This window comes from Bacteroides sp. D20 (assembly GCF_003436255.1).
In the GTDB taxonomy this organism is placed as follows: Bacteria; Bacteroidota; Bacteroidia; order Bacteroidales; family Bacteroidaceae; genus Bacteroides; species Bacteroides uniformis.
Genome location: NZ_QSOO01000004.1, coordinates 80,550 through 100,888, shown reverse-complemented (window position 1 = coordinate 100,888; position 20,339 = coordinate 80,550). Strand labels below are relative to the sequence as shown.

The following is a 20,339-nucleotide window of genomic DNA, read 5'->3' as shown; positions in this document are numbered from 1 at the left end:
TTTCAAGTATGAAAACAAAACTATATCTTCTTTTTTTCTTCGTTTTCCCCTTGTTCATGTCGGCGTGTCGTGGTGATGACCCGATACCTGATCCTCCGGTTGATGGGAAACGTACTGTGCTGGTATATATGGCAGCGGATAATAGTATAAATCCATTGGCTAGCTTTACGGATGGGGATTTGGAGGAATTGAAAGCTGGGATGGCTTCAATTGATAATACATCTGATATGCATTTATTGGTGTATATAGATACGGGATTTCCTCGTTTGATTGAAATTGAAAATAAAGGTGGTACTGTTGTTGAAACAATAGTCAAAGAATACGAAGATAGAAATTCGTGCGGAGTCGCTGAGACGCAAGAGGTATTCAATGATGTGTTTGGGAATTCTTTATATAAAGCGGAAAGTTATGGTTTGATTTATTGGTCGCATGGGGAAGGATGGATACCTACTCCATTGCCTTCTACTCGCTGGATAGGAAATGATAAGACTGGAGGAGGGCATTATATGAATATTGAGGACTTGAAGTTAGTATTACAGAACGCTCCTCATTTTGATTTTATTATGTTTGATGCTTGCTTTATGCAGTCGGTGGAAGTCGCGTATGAGTTGCGTGATTGTTGCGATTACTATATTGGTTTCCCTGCTGAGAATCCAGGTCCTGGTGCTGCCTATGATAGAATGTTTCCATTTATATTTCAGAAAGGTGCAGCGGTAGAAATGGCTATTGGGACTTTTGCTGCTTATGATGAAATTTATACTGGAAAAATAGGAAGTAATAGCAATTGGACAATGGGCACTGCTATAGATGTGCTGAAATCTTCTGAGCTTGAGAACTTAGCTGCTGCTACAGCAAATGCTTTGTCGGGAGTGACAGCAGATAGAGAAGTTCTTCGGTCATCGGTCTTTGATTATGATCAGCGTAAAGTAGGATCGTCTTATTATGTAGGCTATTATGATTTCGTAGAAATGATGGAAAAACTCGTTGTGGATGAAGTTGCCTTGGATGAATGGAAGCAAGCATATGATGCAGCTTCTGTCTGTTGGAAAAAAACACCGATGATTTATTCGATGTCTGTTGGTATGTTCTCCATGAAGCGGGCAAATGGGGTTAGCCATTATATACCTTCCACTGCCACTTCTGCTGCTGCTCAAGCTGCTAATGCCGCTTATCGTTCTACTTCATGGTATAGTGCTGTCGGTCTTGCTCGGCTTGGTTGGTAAGCTTATAAAAACTTGCATACTGAACGGATTATTATAGGTGTAAAAACTTGTAATAATCCGTTTTTTTATGCCTATTCTTATTAAAAATGAGTCTTTTAATAATATTTTCCTTTGGAAATTATGTTTTATTGAAAATAATTATTTTCTTTGCATCGTCAAACTTAAAAAACGAAGAATTATGAAATATGTAATCATTGGCGGTGTAGCAGGTGGAGCCACGGCAGCCGCCCGACTGAGAAGAGTGGACGAAATGGCTGAAATCCTTTTATTGGAGAAAGGCCCTTACATCTCGTATGCTAATTGTGGTTTACCTTATTATATAGGTGGAGTGATAGCAGAGCGCGAGAAGCTGTTGGTACAGACACCCGAATCTTTCGGCAAGCGCTTCCGCATTGATGTGCGTGTGCAGAATGAAGTAATCGCCATCCATCCCAAAAACAAGACCGTTACCATACGCAATGCGGAAGGCAAGGAGTACGATGAAAGCTATGACAAACTTTTGCTTTCTCCCGGTGCTAACCCCGTGAAGCCCCCCTTGGAAGGCATTAATTCCGAAGGCATCTTCACGTTGCGCAATGTAGAAGATACCGACCATATCAAGGCTTATATCTCGGACAAGCAGGTGAAACGCGCCGTGGTGGTAGGTGCCGGTTTCATCGGATTGGAAATGGCGGAGAACCTGCATCATGCCGGTGTTCATGTGTCTGTAGTCGAAATGGGTAATCAGGTGATGGCGCCTATCGACTTCTCTATGGCGGCACCTATTCATCAGCATCTGTTGCAGAAAGGTGTCTCCCTCTATCTGGAAGAAGGCGTAACCCACTTCAAGCGTACGGACAACGGAATCACCGTATTCCTGAAAAGCGGAAAGGCCATTCCTGCCGATATGGTGTTACTCTCCATCGGTGTGCGTCCTGCCACTGCATTGGCGCAACAAGCCGGCTTGAAACTGGGCGAGATGGGCGGTATCTGGGTAGACGAACACTTGGAGACTTCCGAAAAAGACATCTATGCCGTGGGCGATGCCATCGAATATCCTCATCCGCTGACCGGAAAGCCCTGGCTCAATTATCTGGCAAATCCTGCCAACCGCCAGGGACGTATCGTTGCTGATAATATGGTGTTTGGCAATACTGTTTCCTACGAAGGAGCTATCGGCACCTCCATTGCCAAAGTATTCGACATGACGGTAGCCTCTACGGGCCTTGCAGCCAAACGCTTGAAGCAGTGGGGCATGGAATATCAAAGCTCGGTGACTCACTCGGCATCTCATGCCGGTTACTATCCGGATGCCCTGCCTTTGACCTTGAAACTGACTTTCCATCCCAAAACCGGTAAACTCTATGGTGCGCAATGTATCGGTTACGAGGGAGTGGACAAGCGAATCGACCAGATAGCCGGACTCATCAAGCGGGGTGGCACAGTCTACGATTTGATGGAGACGGAGCACACGTATGCGCCTCCTTTCTCCTCGGCCAAAGACCCCATCGCTATTGGCGGCTATGTAGCATCGAACATTATCAGCGGTGCTATGCCTGTCATCTCTTGGCGCGAGCTGGTAGAAGAGAAGGATAAAGTGATGCTGATAGATACCCGTACGCCCGAGGAATTCTCTTTCGGCACCATTCCGGGAGCCGTCAATATTCCGTTGGACGAAATGCGCGAACATTTGGCAGAGATACCTACAGACAAGCCGGTAGTGCTTTTCTGTGCTGTGGGTCTGCGCGGTTATCTGTCCCTGCGCATCTTGATGGGGCGCGGCTATCGCAATGTGCGCAATCTGATAGGTGGTTATAAGACCTACTCCACGGCAACAGCACCTCTGCCGTTTCCATCTGCTCCGGCAGGCGGCGGCTCTTCTTCTTCGGTAGAGGCTGCTACTGATGATGTTCCTGCGGATGCATCAGTGTCCAAGAAGGAAACGTTGAAGATAAATGCTTGCGGTTTGCAATGTCCGGGACCTATCATGCAGGTGAAAAAGGCGATGGATAGCATTGCTGTGGGCGAGCGTGTGGAGATTGTGGCAACCGATGCCGGTTTTGCACGCGATGCTTCTGCCTGGTGTGATACGACGGGAAATAAATTGATAGAGAAGCATGACGAGAAAGGACGCTATACGGTAGTCATCGAGAAAGGTGCTCCGGCTTGTACATCTGCTTCCAATGTTTCCGCAGCCAGGGGTAGGGGAAAGACGCTGATTCTGTTCAGTGACGACCTGGACAAAGCGCTGGCAACCTTCGTACTAGCAAACGGAGCAGCGGCAACGGGACAGAAAGTAACCATTTTCTTCACCTTCTGGGGACTGAACGTCTTGAAGAAAGTGCAGAAACCCAGTGTGCAGAAGGACTTCTTCGGCAAGATGTTCGGCATGATGCTGCCGTCCAGCTCTTTGAAACTGAAGTTGTCGCAGATGAATATGTTTGGCATGGGCAGCCGCATGATGCGCTTCTTGATGAAGCGCAAGGGAGTGGATTCTTTGGAGTCGTTGCGCTCGCAGGCATTGGCGCAGGGAGTGGAATTCATTGCTTGCCAGATGTCTATGGATATGATGGGCATCCAGCACGAAGAACTTCTGGATGAAGTAACCATCGGCGGCGTGGCTACCTATATGGAACGTGCGGACAAGGCAAATGTGAACTTATTTATATAGGAGGACAAGATATGGAGACTTTATGTAAAATCCGTGATGTTTATCGGGCTATTGCCGAGTTCGAGGTGCAGTTTACGCAGATGTATGATTTATCGCTGAATGAAGGAATGTTGTTGTGCACGCTGCTCAATACTCCTAAGCTTACCTCTAGTGAGATAGCCGAGGCACTGGGTTTGTCTGCCTCCAACACTTCAAAGGTCATTCGCTCTGTCGAGGGAAAGAAGCTCATTACCCGTCTGATAGGTAAGGAAGATAAGCGTCAGATGCGTTTTTCTCTTACGACAGAAGGCAAGAACCGGATTTCGGATATTAAGAATGCTACTTTCGAATTGTCGGGGTTGTTGCAGCAGGTAGTTAGCCTCGTATAGTTTTGTGTAAAAGCGAATTAATATCGTGTTTGCAGGAAGTTAATATCCTGCGGACACGATATTTGTTTTTTGTAGGACACGTTGTTAACTTCTTGCACGACATGTTGTTAGTATCGTGTATTGCATGCTATAAATTGTTTGTATCTGTTCGTGTGTATTTCTATCTTTTATTACTGAGAAATTTACTAAGAATCTTTAATAATGTCTCTTTCGACAATTTCTTAACTCTTAATCAATTCTTTTCTCTGTTTTAAAAATGAACTTGATTGGAAAAGCCATTCTTTATGAATCGCCTATATACTCAGTCGTATTTCCGTAAAGGAACACAAGCTTGATACCAAAGAAATAAATTGAAACTTTCTATGTCAATTGCCTAATATTATTTTACTTTGCTGTCAAATAGTAAGCAATACAGCGATTGATATGCAGAAATTATTGTCTTTGCCGCCTAATCTGGTGTCGGCATTCTATGAACTGGAAAATGTAGACCGTACGGAATGGTTTTGTACTTCCGACCCGGTGGGAATGAAACTTGGCTCGGGTGGGGGAACTACCTGGCTCTTGAGAGAATGGCAGAAGGAACGGGATAGGAAGTATTGGGCGGAGGAGCGTATTCCAACAGAAAAGTGCATTCCAACAGAGAAAAGCATTCCAATAGAGAAGCGTATTCTGCTGCATGCCGGAGGACAAAGCCGTCGTTTACCGGGATATGCACCGGCGGGCAAGATATTGACCCCGATTCCGGTGTTTCGCTGGGCGCGTGGACAAAAACTGGGACAGAATTTATTATCCCTTCAACTCCCACTTTACGAAAAGATAATGGAGCGGGCTCCCGAAAGACTGCGTACGCTGATTGCCAGTGGTGACGTATATATCCGTGCGGAAAAGCCGCTTCAAGAGATTCCCGATGCAGATGTGGTGTGCTATGGACTGTGGGTAGACCCGTTGCTCGCCACACATCATGGTGTGTTTATCTCGGACCGGAATCAACCGGAATCCTTGGATTTCATGCTTCAGAAACCCTCTCTGGAAGAATTGGAAAACCTCTCCAAGACACATCTCTTTTTAATGGATATCGGCATCTGGCTATTGAGCGACCGGGCCGTTGACTTGCTGATGAAACGTTCGCAGAAGGCAGATGGGGCTTTGGACGTGGATACGCCATATTCCGACTTGAAATACTATGACTTGTATGCTGACTTTGGCTTGTCCTTAGGAAATCATCCCCGTATTGAGGATGAAGAGCTGAATAGCCTCTCCGTCGCCATATTGCCTTTGCCCGGAGGCGAATTCTACCATTATGGAACAAGCCGCGAACTGTTGTCTTCAACCGTCACCTTACAGAATAAGGTCTACGACCAGCGCCAGATTATGCACCGGAAGTTGAAGCCCAATCCGGCCATCTTTGTGCAGAATGCAGAAGTGCATCTCCCCCTTACTCCGAAGAACGACAGTCTTTGGATTGAAAATAGCTTTGTTGGAGCTTCTTGGCGGCTGGGGGCACGGCAGATTATCACGGGTGTTCCCAAGAATGACTGGAGGCTGACCATTCCAGACGGTATCTGCATTGATATAGTTCCGCTTGCCGACCAGCGCTGGGCAGTACGCCCCTATGGTTTTGACGATACTTTTAAGGGGGATATTCGGGATGAAAAGACACTGTTCCTTGGAATGTCGTTTTCGGAATGGCTGGTCGAACGGGAATTGTCGGTGGAAGACATCACCGGCAGAAAAGAGGACCTGCAGGCTGCTGCCATCTTCCCGGTTGTGGAAGATAAAGAGCAGATGGGGACAGTGCTTCGATGGATGGTTTCCGAACCGGGCTTGACGGAAGGAAAGGCTGTCTGGCTGGAAAGTCGTCGGTTGTCCGCCGACGAAATTTCAGCACAAGCCGACTTGCGTCTGCTGTATGCACAGCGGGAGAGCTTCTGCAAAGGAAACTGGGAAGTGCTGGCACGCAACCATGCAAAGAGTGTATTCTATCAACTCGACTTGATGGATGTGGCCGGTGAATTCCATAAATTCGGCATTGACAAGCCGGAAGTGTTGCCGACAGATGCCTCGCTGATGCAGCGTATCCATAACCGGATGCTGCGTGCACAGATTGAGAAGCTGGACGGAAGGGACTTCAAGGCAGACGAGCAGGCCGCATTCAACTTGTTGCGCGAAGGATTGCTGACTGATTTGTATGAACGCAAGAGCAGTCCTCGCCTGAATGTGTATAGTGACCAGATTGTATGGGGGCGTAGCCCCGTACGCATAGATATGGCGGGAGGATGGACGGACACTCCGCCTTACTCCTTGTTTGCCGGTGGGAGTGTGGTGAATATTGCCATTGAACTGAACGGGCAGCCGCCTTTACAAGTGTACATCAAACCTTGCGCGGAGCATCGCATCGTGTTGCGCTCCATTGATATGGGAGCCATGGAGGTGGTGAATACTTTTGAGGAATTGCAATCCTATTGCATGATAGGTTCCCCCTTTTCCATTCCCAAAGCAGCATTGGCGCTGGCCGGGTTTGTTCCGGCTTTTTCAGAAACGGCTTATCCTTCGCTGGAAAAACAACTGGAAGCCTTCGGCACAGGTATAGAGATTACATTGCTTTCTGCCATACCTGCAGGTTCCGGTCTGGGCACAAGCTCCATTTTGGCTTCTACTGTCTTGGGTTCATTGAGTGACTTTTGCGGACTGATGTGGGATAAGAACGAAATATGCCGCCGTACGCTTGCCCTGGAACAGTTGCTGACGACCGGTGGCGGTTGGCAAGACCAATACGGTGGGGTACTGCAAGGTATCAAACTGTTGCAGACGGAGGCTGGATTTGCCCAGCAGCCATTGGTACGCTGGTTGCCCGAGCATTTGTTTACCCATCCGGAATACCGCGATTGCCATCTGCTGTATTATACGGGCATTACGCGTACAGCCAAGGGCATCCTTGCAGAAATAGTACGCTCCATGTTCCTCAACTCTTCCCTGCACCTGGGGTTATTAGAAGAGATGAAAGCACATGCCTTGGATATGGCCGAAGCCATTCAACGGAATGACTTCAAGAGTTTCGGAACACTGGTAGGCAAGACATGGATGCAGAAGAAGGCACTGGACAGTGGAACAAATCCTCCTGCCGTAGAGGACATCATCCGTCAGATAAAAGACTATACCTTAGGATATAAACTGCCGGGAGCCGGTGGGGGAGGTTATCTGTATATGGTGGCTAAGGATCCGCAGGCAGCCCTGCGCATCCGTGAGACCTTGACGCTGAATGTACCGAATCCGAGAGCCAGGTTCGTAGAAATGTCACTCTCGGATAAGGGATTCCAGGTGTCGCGGAGCTGAAATTCATCATTCATGATGATACGGCCCCCCGTTCAGTATGGTCATCGCCCGGTAGAGTTGCTCCACAAAGATGAGGCGCACCATCTGATGGGAAAAGGTCATGCGTGAGAGGGACATCTTCTCGTGTGCCGCTTCGTACACTTTGGGGGAGAATCCGTAAGGGCCTCCGATAATAAATACCAGCCGTTTGTTCACGGTATTCATCTTGCGCTTCATATAGTCTGCAAACTCTATGGAGCGCATTTCTTTTCCACCTTCGTCCAGCAGTACGACCACATCTCCCGGCTGGAGAGCTTTCAATATCAGTTCCCCTTCCTTTTCCTTCTGCACTTCCATGGAGAGGCTCTTGGTGTTTTTCAGTTCGGGGATGACTTCCATCTCGAATGAGAGATAACGCTTGGTACGTTGCACATAGTCGTTGATGGCTGTTATAAAGTGTTGTTCTACAGTTCGTCCTACAACGAGCAGAGTAGTTTTCATACTGGTTCTGTTTTGATTAGCGCACAAATTTAGCATTTTTTTATTGTATTTTGAGACAAATGCTTACCTTTGCCTATCATAAATACTTGTGAAAATGAAAAAACGGGTAATCTTTTTGTTGACCGGTCTCTTCATTTGGACGTCTGTGCTGCTGGCTCAGAATGTTCCCGAGGGAGTGATTGGAGCCTTCAAGGAAGGAAACTCTCAGGAGCTCAACAAGTATCTGGGTGACAAGGTCGATTTAATCATTCAGAATAAGTCGACCCACGCCGACAAGCGGACGGCAGAGGGCACAATGGCTGCTTTCTTTTCCAACCACAAGGTCGGCAGTTTTAATGTGAACCATCAGGGGAAGCGCGATGAGTCCGGTTTCGTCATCGGTACCTTGATGACCGCAAATGGAAACTTTCGGGTGAATTGTTTCTTCAGAAAAGTACAGAGCAAATATGTCATACATCAAATAAGGATAGATAAAACAGATGAATAAGGAAGAAGAATTGATTGACAGGCTGATAGACCTGGCTTTCGCCGAAGATATAGGCGATGGAGACCATACAACCCTTTCGTGCATTCCTGCTACGGCAATGGGCAAGTCCAAACTGTTGATAAAAGAACCGGGCATCCTGGCCGGTATCGAGATAGCAAAGGAGGTGTTCCGCCGTTTCGATCCTACCATGAAGGTGGAAGTGTTCATTAATGACGGTACAGCCGTAAAGCCTGGTGATGTGGCCATGATTGTGGAAGGCAAGATACAGTCTTTGTTGCAAACGGAGCGTCTGATGCTGAACATCATGCAGCGCATGAGTGGCATTGCCACCATGACACATAAGTATGCCGAGCAACTGAAAGGTACGAATACCCGTGTACTCGATACCCGCAAGACTACTCCGGGCATGCGTATCCTCGAGAAAATGGCAGTGAAAATCGGTGGCGGTGTAAACCACCGTATCGGCTTGTTCGATATGATTTTGCTGAAAGACAACCATGTGGACTTTGCGGGAGGCATCGACAAGGCCATCAACCGTGCGAAGGAATATTGCAAGGGAAAAGGCAAGGACCTCAAGATAGAAATAGAAGTGCGCAACTTCGACGAATTGCAGCAGGTGCTCGACCTGGGCGGTGTAGACCGTATCATGTTCGACAACTTTACGCCGGCAATGACAAAGAAGGCCGTAGAGATGGTAGGCGGCCGCTATGAAACGGAATCTTCCGGCGGCATCACGTTTGATACGCTCCGCGACTATGCCGAATGCGGTGTAGACTTTATCTCAGTCGGTGCGCTGACCCATTCTGTGAAGGGATTGGATATGAGTTTTAAAGCATGTTGACAAAGGCAGAACGCGTTATTGCAGAATAATAAGGAAAGCCTCTCATAAAGAATGCTGCATTAAGGCAGATTTATGAGAGGCTTTCTCTTGATAACCGGTAGAGTAATGGCACCCGGAAAAACAGATGGTGTATTTGGGAGAAACAGATGGTCTGTTTGGGGCAGATAGATGATGCGTTTGGCTGTAACGGATGATGTGTTTCAATGGATAAATAGCGTAGGAAGGTATGAAAAACATAACATGGAATAAAGTAAAAACAACTGTCAAAGGTTGGCAAGTGGGAGACTACATCCGGCAGACTTCCATTGTGGTGATTGGTGTACTGATTACCTTTGCCGGTAGTGAGTTGGTTACTCAAAACTCCGAGAAGAAAGATATTCAAGCCACCATGTCGCTGATTAGGGATGAACTGAAAAGCAACCGGGAGAATTATGAGAGTATCGTTTCAGAGTTTAGAGAGGATGAACGTCTTTCCAGCTTATTGGTGGAGTATGACTTAAAGCATCGGACGATACCAGAAGATTCATTGATACAGTTCCGCTTTCTTATGGGGCATATCCGCAGTTTTTATTATAGTCAGAATGCATTGGATATACTTAAAAACTCCATGTTGATGCAGAAGATTTCAGATAAAGAGCTACTGTTGCAGTTGACCGGAATCTATGAGGTATTGGATGGATTTAGGGCGACTATGAATGGCTATTACGATATGAAGGACGAAATTATGGTTCCTTTCCATTTGGCATTGACTGATGAACAGACGGACCAGATAAATCGTGGAGGATATGAGGCGTGGGATATTTACTTGTCGGACAGGTCGGTACGGAACTTTGTCAGGGTAGCGCGGAACTATTTTACGCCGGACTATGTAGAACGTGTGGGAAAACGTATAGACGAGGCAATACAAGCGCTTGAGAAAAAGTATCATTTAGAATGAAAAGATATGGGAAAGACAAGCTTTAACAGGTTGAACCATAAGATAAAAAGTTGGCGCATAGGTGATTATTTCCGCCAGTTCAGTATTGTGGCTGCGGGCATCATTGTCACTTTCTGGGGAAATGACCGGATTACCGAGAATGCCCGCCAAAAGGAAGTGCGTGCTACGATGCAGTTGGTAACGGAAGAGTTGGAATATAATAGGCAGGAGCTCCGTAATATAAAGCACTTGTTGGATATTGACATACACATGAGTCTGTTGTTGAGGGAACATGATATGGATGTATCCAAGATACCGACAGATACTCTGTGGAAGTATGGCAAGTTTTTCAATAATATGGATGAATTTTCTTATAGGACAGATGCGCTGGATGTGCTGAAAGGTTCTTCATTGATGCAGTATATACCGGACAAACGTATGTTGCAGGATGTATTGCAGACTTATTTTGAGTTGGGCAGGAAACAAAAGGATGTCAGTGATTACTATGCAACGAAAACAGATGCTCTTATGAGTGCTGCCATGTCCAGGGAGTGGGCGAATGTTTTTGACGGTGGCGACGGTCTTCGGGACCAGGCCTTGTTTCTTGTGCAGTATAAGAAATTTATCAATTACGTCAACATGGTTCCCGGTTTTCTGTATTGGCATGAATTTGATGAATTGGATGAAAGGCTGGCCAAGCAGATTCAAGTATTGAAAGCCAAATATAAGTAATCTCCGTTCTTTAACATCTTTTTATATTTAATTCAGCAGCATTTTCAAAAATGCTGCGTCTAACTAACAAACGACGCGAAGAGGCGTCCGTAAAACGAGCACTGACATTGGAAAATGAGATAGAACTGATTGAGGGCTGCCGGGCAGGAAAGGATTCCGCCCGAAAGGAATTATACACCCTCTACTCCAAGCAGATGCTGGCGGTATGTTACCGCTATACGGGCGATGTCGATGCGGCCCATGACGTATTGCACGATGGCTTCATCAAAATTTTCACCCACTTCACCTTCCGTGGCGAATGTGCATTGAGTACCTGGGTGACAAGGGTAATGGTGACGCAGGCGATAGACTACCTGCGGAAACAGCAACGTTTCAGCCAACTGGTGGTGAATGAGGAACAATTGCCCGACATTCCGGATGAAGCAGGCATTGCCGAAACCGGAGGCCGTATTTCCGAAGAAATGCTGATGGCGTTCGTGGCGGAACTTCCCGATGGATGCCGTACTGTATTCAACTTATACGTCTTTGAGGAGAAATCGCACAAGGAAATAGCCGAAATCCTCCACATCAAAGAGCATTCGTCTACCTCGCAGTTGCATCGTGCTAAGTGTTTGTTGATAAAAAGAATTAAAGAATATACTGAATATGAGAGAAAATGATGAAATAACCGGTTTGTTCCGCAGTCGTCTTGCCGGCGCAGAGATGACAGTGCGGGAGGACTTCTGGGAAGGGTTGCAACGTGACTTGCCGTCACCGGTTGCCGCAAAAGGTAGGAGGCCGCTTTTTCTTTCTCCGAGGTTTCACCGCGTAGCCGCAGCCGCCTCTGTTGTATTTGTACTGGGAGCTGCTTCTGCCGCTTTCTGGTATTTCTCTCCGAAAGAGGAAATCAAGGAGGCCTTTACACAAGTGGCGGCCATGACGCCGGAAGGTAACTTGAACGGGGATGTGGTGCAGGAAAGTTTTCCCTCTATCCATCAGGCCAACCCCATGGCACAAAAGCCCGGTACACAGCATCCCGCCAACGGCATTCCGGCAGGATTGACGGCGCAGGCCGATGAGGATGAATCCGTGTCTGTCCATGTTTCCATTCGGATTACCCAACGGGTGTACGGAAACCAGCAGCAGCCGGGAAACGGTTATTACAGTAACGGAACTCCGGCCGGAAACGGGAACTACCATTCAAATCCTGGCCATAAGGATGCTGATATAGATAGAATGCTGCCATCTTCTGAGGAAGAACCGGCAAAGTCTGTGGCTGTATCGCCATCCAAGCCCCGTAATTGGGCATTGAAAGCAGGCATCGGCACTTCCCTGCCGAAAGGGAATTTCCATATGCCGTTCACGGCCGGGGTAAGCGTGGAACGTTGTTTGAACAAGCATTTCTCCTTGGAAGCCGGTCTTCAGTATAATTGCTTGGATGGTGACCATACGTTGCATACGCTGGGAATTCCGGTAAGGCTGAACATGATGCTGGCCAGTACGCCGAAAGTGGATTTCTATGCTATGGTAGGTGGAGCAGCCGAGAAATGCATTGCAGGTGCTCCGGACAATGGTTTCGGTGCAGAGCCGGTACAGTTGTCGGTTGCTGCCGGAGTAGGGGTACGCTATAAAATGAACAACCGTTTTGCCTTGTTTGCAGAGCCGTCTGTATCCCATCATTTCGATACGGACTCGCAGACAAGAACCTTGCGTACGGAACGGCCCACCAATCTGAATCTGTTGTGCGGCGTGCGCATGACTTATTAATCTTAAATACCATACAAATATGAAGACTCTATACAATAAATTACATATATTCGGGCAGACTATGCTGCTCGTATTCTTTACTCTTTCTGTTCTCTCTTTGGGCTCTTGCAGCAAAGAAACGTTGGACTACAACCATCCGGATGTAGACTTGTTTGTCAAGCAGTTGAAGGCTGGCAAATATTCTACCCAAAGTCCGGATGGATTGAGTAACATGCCCAAGTTCACTTCCGAAGATATAGAGGAATTGCTGAAGTATGCCGAGGACTTGACGGTCATTCCCTCTTTCCCCCTGGCTCCGGTATCCTATTCGGCAGGTGGCAAGCTGCGTTTGGGCGAATGCATCCTGTGGACGGTAGAGACTATCCGCCTCGGGAACAATGCTTCGATGGGATGCAAGATGGTACATACGGATGCGGAGAATTATGAAGGTATCTATTTCCTTTCGGACGAAGAGGTGCTGGATGCCGCTTCGCGCTACCGCCGCTGGTGGGAAACCCGTAAGTATCCACGGACTATGTGGACGATTGATCCCTGCTATGACGAACCGCTTTGTGGCAGCGGATATATGTGGTGGTGAAATGTTTTTAGGGATTAAGGATTAGGTATTAAGTAATCAAACTGTCAGGTGAAGAGATTTATACTTGTAATGGGGCTGCTCTGTGCAGTAGCCTTCCCTTGCTATGCCCAAAACTGGACCCCTCAGGACTCGTTGAGGCTGAACCGGTTGCTGAAGGGCGAGGGGGAGGTAAAACTGAATCCGGAGGTATTGCAGGAATTGGAAATGAACAATTCTCTGGGTACTCCGAAAGCGGTGATGGACAAGTCGTGGATGGATTTTGATAATTCATTGCCCGTCATGCCGAAAGCGCCCGAGAAAAAAGTGGTGCTTACCTTACGTCCTTATACAGCCAATACCAAATATAATTGGGACCCCATTTATCAGAAAAAAATCAAGGTAGACAAGGATACTTGGCGAGGAGATGAATTCTATGCGCTTAAGATTCTGATGATTCCTACGAACTGGGCTAAACATCCGTTTGATGCCGGTCCGCGTGAGACGGTGGAGCAGATTGAAGCAACCGGTTTGCGTTACCGGGTGACGGAGCGGGCCAATAATATGGCTGTGGGCGGTTGGCAGGGTGCCAGTGGCGGTGGAATTTCCGGTTTAGACCTGATGACACCTTTTACCCGTGAGTTTTGGAATTTCAAAGGCCGCAAGCGCCGTGCCCGTACGCTGGAAGTATTGAAGGCGTATGGAGATTCGATAACTGTTTTGGAACAACAGTAATTTATCACTTTTTGTCAAATTTTGAACTTTCTTTCTCCTCTTCTTGTTTTCATTAGTAAACCTTTAAAAAAAGTAATAATGAACAGAGTGACTTCTCTATTCGGAATAAGATATCCGATAATTCAAGGTGGCATGGTGTGGTGTAGCGGCTGGAGACTTGCTGCTGCTGTAAGCAATGCAGGAGGGCTAGGCTTGCTCGGCGCAGGTTCGATGCATCCCGAAACGTTGCGGGAGCATATCAGGAAATGCCATGAGGCTACGCATCATGCTTTTGGTGTGAATATTCCCTTGATGTATCCCCAGATAGAAGAGATAATGCAGATTGTGGCCGACGAGGGAGTGAAGATTGTATTTACATCTGCCGGCAGCCCGAAGAAATGGACTGGTTGGTTGCACGAGCGTGGCATCACGGTGGTGCATGTTGTTTCGTCCTCGCGTTTTGCCGTGAAGGCAGAAGAGGCGGGTGTTGATGCAGTAGTTGCCGAAGGCTTCGAAGCCGGTGGGCACAATGGGAGGGAGGAGACTACCACCCTGTGCCTGATACCAGCTGTACGTGCAGTTACTACACTTCCGCTGATTGCCGCCGGTGGCATTGCAACGGGTGAGGCCATGCTGGCTGCCCGGGTGCTGGGTGCGGAAGGTGTGCAGATTGGTACACGCTTTGCCTTGACGGCAGAGAGTTCTGCAAACGAGGTATTTAAGGATTACTGCTTGCATTTGGAAGAAGGGGATACCCGTCTGCTTTTGAAGAAATTGGCTCCGGTGCGTCTGGTGCGCAATAACTTTCGCAGCGCCGTAGAGGCTGCTGAGGCTGTGGGAGCTTCAGAGGAAGAACTTCGTATCCTTTTAGGGCGTGGCCGTGCCAAACGTGGTATTTTTGAAGGTGACTTGGAAGAAGGGGAACTGGAAATAGGGCAGGTATCTGCCTTGCTGCATGGAAAGGGAGTGCAGTCTGTGGCGTCGGTCATGCAAGAGTTGGTGGAGGAGAGCAGAAGGGCGTGGGAGAGAATGCAGGAATTGGATTTCTGAATATTCCCTCTTCTGGTATCATATAACAATAAAAAAGGAATATTCCCGGTGATTTCGGGGATATTCCTTTTTTAGTTTCAACTTATAACCTTTTATCCTTTGGGGATATTGGTTGTGTCTTTTGCCGTATTTCCACTTGTGGCGGAATTACTTGTGCCATTGCTGCTGGCAGTGGCGCTACCGGTAGCCATATTTGTTGCACTTTTACCGGCTGTCTGCACAGCAGGTTGCTCTTCCCAATGGAACGGTTCAAAGCTACTGTTCGGGTCAACCCAGGACGGTTTCTTGGAAGCATAAATAATGAATGGGGCAATGACTACAATCAGCGCACCGATGATGAGCACGGAGAACCATACAGTGTTGCTGCCTGTTGAAATCTGGCTGGGTGGGATAAAGCTCAATACGAATGCCAGCAATGACCCGCAGAAACCAAGACCACCGATGAGCCACATCAATCCGTTGCCATTCTTGCCGATACGGAACGGACGGTTCAGCTTCTTCATCTTATAACGCAGCACGATGGCTCCGGAGAACATCAGCATATACATGATAAGATAGAGGACTACAGTCAGCTGTGATAGAATCTGGTAGAAACTCTGTACGGAAGGCATGACTACGAACAGAAGGCTCAGTACGGTTACTGCACCGCCTTGTACATAAAGGATATTCTTCTGTACGCCCAGTTTGTTTGTCTTTTGGAAGAACGGAGGCATGTAGCCTGCTTTTCCTACGGCAAAGATACCTTTGGACGGACCGGCAACCCATGTCAATACACCTGCCAGCACCCCGAATGCCAGAGCAATGGCAATGATGGGTGACAGCCAGGAGGCACGGATGTAATGGAAATAGTTATCGAAGCCTACAAGCAGACTCTGTGTCAGACTGATGTCTTTGGCCGGGATGATGATACCCAGTGAGAAAGTTCCGAGTACGAAGATGATAACCGTAATGGCTGCACCGATGAACACTGCCTTCGGATAATTCTTGGAGGGATTGTTCACGTCTTTTACGTGGATACCGCCCATTTCCATACCGGCATAGAAGAGGAAGATACTGGCAGCAAGCACCACGTTGTCGAAGTTCGTCAAGTCGGGGAAGAAGCTGCTGTGGAAATCCAGGTTGGAGTGTCCGCCGGTGGCAAGGTAGATAATACCCAGGATAATCAGCAGTGCGGCAGGGATAATAGTCCCGACCAGGCCGCCGACCTTTGCCACTTTACCTACCCAGCTCATGCCCTTCATGGAGATGAACGTAGCCAGCCAGTAGATGATGAGGACAACGACGAGCGAGTAATACTTGTTGTTGGCCAGTGACATGTCGTGTACGTCGTTCATGCCGATGAAAGCAATGGATACGGCACCGAATGTCAATACGGTAGGATACCAGATTGTACTTTCAATCCATTGTACCCAGATGGCAAGGAAGCCCAGTTTTTTTCCGTAGGCTTCGCCCACCCAGCGGAACACACCGCCTTGCTTGTCTTGAAACATGGCAGCCAGTTCCGCGGCGACAAGTGACGTCGGAATCAGAAAAACAATGGCTGCAAATAAGTAGTAGAAGGCCGAACTCATTCCGTACACGGCCTCGGCAGGAAGTCCACGTAGGGATACTACTGCCGTCACATTCATGATTGCCAGGGTAAATACACCCAGCTTCACTGTTTGTTTAATATTTGCCATAAGTTAAGGTTTTAGATGAAAAATATATTCAAAATCAGCGTCTATAACAACACTTGGGGAGAGTTGTTCCCAACGGATAAGTGAAAGTTCAGGTTTTAACTATTCAGGAAGCGTCGGCTTTGGGCGCGGGCTTCTGTGCAACTTTCTTGTAGAACTCTTCTTTTTCCTTATTGCGCCGTTCGACCAGGCTCGTTACATACACTGTAAAGATAGGGAACATCATCATGCCCAGCGCAGCCAGCAGTACGGACAGTACCCGTCCGGTGGGAGTGACTGCTATGATATTGGAACCCACCGTCGTCACATCCATAAATGCCCACCATAAGGCGTCTCCATATCCTTTGACTAAAGGATTGGGACCATGCTCCATGACATAAAAGGCCAGACTGGAAAAATAGACAGTGGCCAGCAACATGGTAAGGTAGGAAACGAACAGTCCCGATGCGCGGTTGTACGTCAGCCAACCCACCACGATAGCCATGGCGTAACCACCCCGCACCAATGGGATGAAACGCAGCATATAGGTTATCTCGGGTGAGAAAGTCCATCCCATATAGGCAATGATGTTTTGATAGGGTATAGCTACCAGCAGGAAAATGAAATGCGTGGCCACGTAGTGACCCTTCTTCTCTGCCAGGAACCATTCCAATACAAAATCTGCCAGGAACAGGGCGCATATCCACAACTGTACTTTCATGTAGACCGACTGTTCGTAAAAGGGGATCCCCTTGAACGTGTCGACAGAGATGCTGATAACTAAAAATAGCGACAGTATCAATATAATGACATGCAGTATGCCATAGATACCTTTTTCCCGCAATACAAATTCTGATAGAGCCATTTTCATGATGAAGTCCATTATAAAGTCATAAGTTATGAGTTATAAGTCATTTGCTGATTACGGTGCCTACCAACAAATAACTCATAACCTATAACTCATAACTAAAAAGAGAAACTTATTCTGTAATCGTTACGTTATCACCGTTGAACACACCCAGGCCGAGCTTGTTCATGATGAACTTGATTGCCGATTGGGCCTTTACGGAGTTTCCCGCTTCGTCTAGGGGAGGAGCGAAGGCCGATACTCCCATGACACCGGGCAATACGGCCATTACACCACCGCCTACACCGCTTTTGGCCGGTATGCCGGCGGTGTACATCCAGTCGCCCGAATGCTCGTAGAAGCCTACGGTAGAAATCATCGACGTGATTTTCGGTGCCAAGCTGGCTTCGAACACCGTTTGTTTGGTGACGGGGTTCACACCGTTATTGGCGATGGTTCCTGCGGCAATGCCCAGTTGCTGGGCCGTGATGCCGAGAGAACACTGGCGAGTATAGAGGTCGAGAGCCATGTCCGGATTATCGTAGATGCGGTTGTAGTTTTTCAGCAGCCAGGCAATGGAGCGGTTGTTGAAGTTGGTAGCCGTTTCCGATTTGTACAGTTCGTCGATGAGTTGTGGGGCAGAGCCGCACAGCTCAGTGACATTCTGTACAATGGCATCCCATTTTTTGTCGGAGTTTCCCACTGGCTGCACCATGGAACAAGCGGAAATGGCACCGGCATTTACCAATGGAGTGGAAGGGTGGTCGTTTTCCAGCAAAATGGCGATGATGGAGTTGAATGGTAGTCCCGTGGCATCGGCACCTATCATGTCCAGCACTTTCTGTGCACCGTATTGGCGCAGGATAAGGATGGCCGTGTGTACCTTCGAGACGGACTCTATACCGAAACGATAGTCTGTGTCACCTATATTGATGGTCTGCCCGTTCATCAGGCAGATGCTGAGTCCGAATAGTTTGGAGTCTATGTTGGCAAGGTAGGGAATATAATCCGCATTCTTGCCTCCTGTGCTGCCCTTCACCTCATTGTAGGCTTCTTGGGCAACCTCCTTTATTTGTGAAATTGATATTTTCTTTTCCATAAACACGTTGTGATGTACGATTAGACGATGTACGATTTACGATTGAAATTACTCCTTTAAACGTAGTCCGTATCAAGAGAAACTCTAATCGTACATCGTAAATCGTTTAATCGTAAATTAATTTATTTTTTATGAGTACGGCATCCGTGGTTGAATATTTTGGTTTCCACCGGCAGGTTCTTTTCCTGTGCCATACGGGTAGGAGTCGGGTAATCCAGTTTCTCCAGCTCCGTGATGGCATTCTTGATGTCACCCAGCAGCATGTCTGCCATGTCGCGGCTGAATCCTTGGCGAACAACGACGCGCATTACGACGTAGTCTTCCAGCTTTGAAGGCAGTGTATAGGCGGGTACCATCCAACCGTGTTGTGACAGCTTGTCCTGCAGGTCATACAGAGTCCATTTGGCAGCTCTTGCATATTCCGGTTTCAAATACCAGATAAACAGCGGGTTCACAACCTCGTCGGAATAGTTTACGAACGGAGCCATCTTGCCGATTTCGTCATGGATATACTTGGCGATGGTCAGAGAGTTGTACTGTACTTCCTTGTAACCCTGGAATCCCAAACGGATGAACTGGTAATATTGACCCAGAATCTGTGCGGCAGGACGGGAGAAGTTCAGGCCTACCTGAGTAATGTTGGCACCGAGGTAGTTTACGCTGAATGACATTTCTTCGGGCAGATATTCCTTGCCTTTCCAGCAAACCCAGCCCAGACCCGGATAAACCAGACCGAATTTGTGTCCGCTGACGCTGATGGAGAGTACCCACTTCAGACGGAAGTCCCATTTCTTTTCGGGATAGAGGAACGGGAGGATGAAACCGCCGCTGGCGGCATCTACGTGGATAGGAATGTCGTAGCCGGTCTTCGCATTGTAGGCATCGAGGGCTTTGTCGAGGGCTTCGACGTCATCGTTCAGTCCTGTCCATGTAACGCCTTGGATAGGCACGATACAGATGGTGTTCTCATCACACATCTTCAAGGCTTCTTCGGGGTCGAGCGTGGTCTTGTCCAGTGTCAAAGGCACTTCACGCATTTCAATCTGCCACAATTGGGCGAATTTTTCCCATACCACCTGGAAACCGGTTGAAATAACGAAGTTGGGTTTGTCGAACGGTTTGCCTTGTGCCTGACGTTTCTTGCGCCAGCGCAACCAGGCTGCCACACCACCCAGCATACATGCCTCCGAGGAACCGATGGCAAGTGCGCCGGTTTTCCAGGTTTCTTTTTCAGGAGAGTTCCAGAGGTTGGCCACGATGTTGATACATTTACCGTTCATTACGGCGATGCGCGGATATTCGGTCTCGTCAATGTAGTTGATGTTGATGGCTTCGTTCATCAGCTTGGTTGCATATTCGTCCATATAGGTAGTGACGAATGTAGCCAGATTCAAGCGAGGCTGCGTTTGGGCGAAGGTCTCGTCTTTCACCATCTGATAGGCGATTTCCGGGGTAGTAGGTCCGTCGGGAATCTTTTCTACGGGTGAGGGTTGTAACATACGGTTTGAACCGAATACTTCAGTTTTTGCATCTCCTTTTCTGAAATTCAAATCTTCCATATTAATAAGTTTTTTAAAGGTTTAGGCGGCGGGGCTTTTCCCCGTCGAATTTCCCACAACAACGGGGTTTGCGGATGAAAGTTCCG

At 47.8% G+C, this 20,339-nt stretch carries 18 protein-coding genes; 13 read left to right on the top strand and 5 right to left on the bottom strand.

The genetic code is table 11. The features are described 5' to 3' along the window. The first annotated feature begins 8 nt into the window (after positions 1 to 8). The 4 genes from DXD78_RS05380 to DXD78_RS05365 all read left to right on the top strand — a co-directional run bounded on the left by DXD78_RS05380 (position 9) and on the right by DXD78_RS05365 (position 7,574). On the top strand, positions 9 to 1,223 hold the full coding sequence (locus tag DXD78_RS05380) for a clostripain-related cysteine peptidase (RefSeq protein ID WP_009038256.1): 1,215 nt from the start codon (positions 9 to 11) through the stop codon (positions 1,221 to 1,223). Between the two features lie 178 nt (positions 1,224 to 1,401). Then, positions 1,402 to 3,873 (top strand): FAD-dependent oxidoreductase, encoded by a 2,472-nt coding sequence (locus DXD78_RS05375; protein WP_034529610.1) that lies wholly within the window; start codon positions 1,402 to 1,404, stop codon positions 3,871 to 3,873. Positions 3,874 to 3,884: 11 nt separating this feature from the next. Then, the gene (locus tag DXD78_RS05370; RefSeq protein WP_005831273.1) at positions 3,885 to 4,241 is read left to right on the top strand and encodes a MarR family transcriptional regulator; all 357 of its coding nucleotides are present in this window, start codon (positions 3,885 to 3,887) and stop codon (positions 4,239 to 4,241) included. A 423-nt stretch (positions 4,242 to 4,664) separates the two neighbouring features. Next, a complete protein-coding gene (locus DXD78_RS05365; RefSeq protein WP_009038258.1) occupies positions 4,665 to 7,574 on the top strand; it encodes a bifunctional fucokinase/fucose-1-phosphate guanylyltransferase in 2,910 nt (969 codons plus the stop codon). 6 nt (positions 7,575 to 7,580) lie between these two features. Here the strand turns inward: DXD78_RS05365 and rlmH are convergent, their stop codons facing one another. Further along, the gene (gene rlmH, locus DXD78_RS05360) at positions 7,581 to 8,054 is read right to left on the bottom strand and encodes a 23S rRNA (pseudouridine(1915)-N(3))-methyltransferase RlmH (protein ID WP_005831223.1); all 474 of its coding nucleotides are present in this window, start codon (positions 8,052 to 8,054) and stop codon (positions 7,581 to 7,583) included. A 94-nt stretch (positions 8,055 to 8,148) separates the two neighbouring features. On the opposite strand from rlmH, the gene DXD78_RS05355 reads away from it, so the two are divergent. The 9 genes from DXD78_RS05355 (at position 8,149) to DXD78_RS05315 (ending at position 15,093) form a co-directional block, all read left to right on the top strand. Continuing rightward, positions 8,149 to 8,541: a DUF4783 domain-containing protein gene (locus DXD78_RS05355; RefSeq protein ID WP_009038259.1), complete on the top strand. Its 393-nt coding sequence runs from the start codon at positions 8,149 to 8,151 to the stop codon at positions 8,539 to 8,541. Next, positions 8,534 to 9,382: a carboxylating nicotinate-nucleotide diphosphorylase gene (nadC, locus tag DXD78_RS05350; protein ID WP_005831220.1), complete on the top strand. Its 849-nt coding sequence runs from the start codon at positions 8,534 to 8,536 to the stop codon at positions 9,380 to 9,382. Before DXD78_RS05355 ends, nadC begins: the two co-directional genes overlap by 8 nt. Before the next feature lie 226 nt (positions 9,383 to 9,608). Next, positions 9,609 to 10,319 (top strand): hypothetical protein, encoded by a 711-nt coding sequence (locus DXD78_RS05345; protein ID WP_005831218.1) that lies wholly within the window; start codon positions 9,609 to 9,611, stop codon positions 10,317 to 10,319. 6 nt (positions 10,320 to 10,325) lie between these two features. Then, positions 10,326 to 11,030: a hypothetical protein gene (locus tag DXD78_RS05340; protein WP_005831216.1), complete on the top strand. Its 705-nt coding sequence runs from the start codon at positions 10,326 to 10,328 to the stop codon at positions 11,028 to 11,030. Positions 11,031 to 11,080: 50 nt separating this feature from the next. Next, entirely contained in the window at positions 11,081 to 11,689 is a 609-nt protein-coding gene (locus DXD78_RS05335; protein WP_005831214.1) for an RNA polymerase sigma factor, read from the top strand. Continuing rightward, entirely contained in the window at positions 11,676 to 12,776 is a 1,101-nt protein-coding gene (locus DXD78_RS05330) for an outer membrane beta-barrel protein (RefSeq protein WP_005832266.1), read from the top strand. Before DXD78_RS05335 ends, DXD78_RS05330 begins: the two co-directional genes overlap by 14 nt. A gap of 19 nt (positions 12,777 to 12,795) precedes the next feature. Beyond that, positions 12,796 to 13,353 carry a DUF4943 family protein gene (locus DXD78_RS05325; RefSeq protein ID WP_009038260.1) on the top strand — a complete coding sequence of 186 codons (558 nt, stop codon included), beginning with the start codon at positions 12,796 to 12,798 and terminating at the stop codon, positions 13,351 to 13,353. Positions 13,354 to 13,401: 48 nt separating this feature from the next. Next, positions 13,402 to 14,064 carry a DUF4858 domain-containing protein gene (locus DXD78_RS05320; RefSeq protein ID WP_008664780.1) on the top strand — a complete coding sequence of 221 codons (663 nt, stop codon included), beginning with the start codon at positions 13,402 to 13,404 and terminating at the stop codon, positions 14,062 to 14,064. 78 nt (positions 14,065 to 14,142) lie between these two features. After that, positions 14,143 to 15,093, top strand: a complete 951-nt coding sequence (locus DXD78_RS05315; protein ID WP_009038261.1) for a nitronate monooxygenase family protein — start codon at positions 14,143 to 14,145, stop codon at positions 15,091 to 15,093. Between the two features lie 92 nt (positions 15,094 to 15,185). Here DXD78_RS05315 and gadC read toward each other — a convergent pair whose 3' ends face one another. The 4 genes from gadC to DXD78_RS05295 form a co-directional block, all read right to left on the bottom strand. Next, positions 15,186 to 16,772 carry a putative glutamine/gamma-aminobutyrate antiporter GadC gene (gene gadC / locus DXD78_RS05310; RefSeq protein WP_005832260.1) on the bottom strand — a complete coding sequence of 529 codons (1,587 nt, stop codon included), beginning with the start codon at positions 16,770 to 16,772 and terminating at the stop codon, positions 15,186 to 15,188. Positions 16,773 to 16,875: 103 nt separating this feature from the next. After that, complete coding sequence (locus DXD78_RS05305; protein WP_005832258.1) at positions 16,876 to 17,619, bottom strand: potassium channel family protein; 744 nt, start codon at positions 17,617 to 17,619, stop codon at positions 16,876 to 16,878. A gap of 109 nt (positions 17,620 to 17,728) precedes the next feature. After that, a complete protein-coding gene (glsA, locus tag DXD78_RS05300; RefSeq protein WP_009038262.1) occupies positions 17,729 to 18,694 on the bottom strand; it encodes a glutaminase A in 966 nt (321 codons plus the stop codon). Positions 18,695 to 18,816: 122 nt separating this feature from the next. Next, on the bottom strand, positions 18,817 to 20,253 hold the full coding sequence (locus DXD78_RS05295; protein WP_005831197.1) for a glutamate decarboxylase: 1,437 nt from the start codon (positions 20,251 to 20,253) through the stop codon (positions 18,817 to 18,819). Between the last annotated feature and the right edge of the window lie 86 nt (positions 20,254 to 20,339).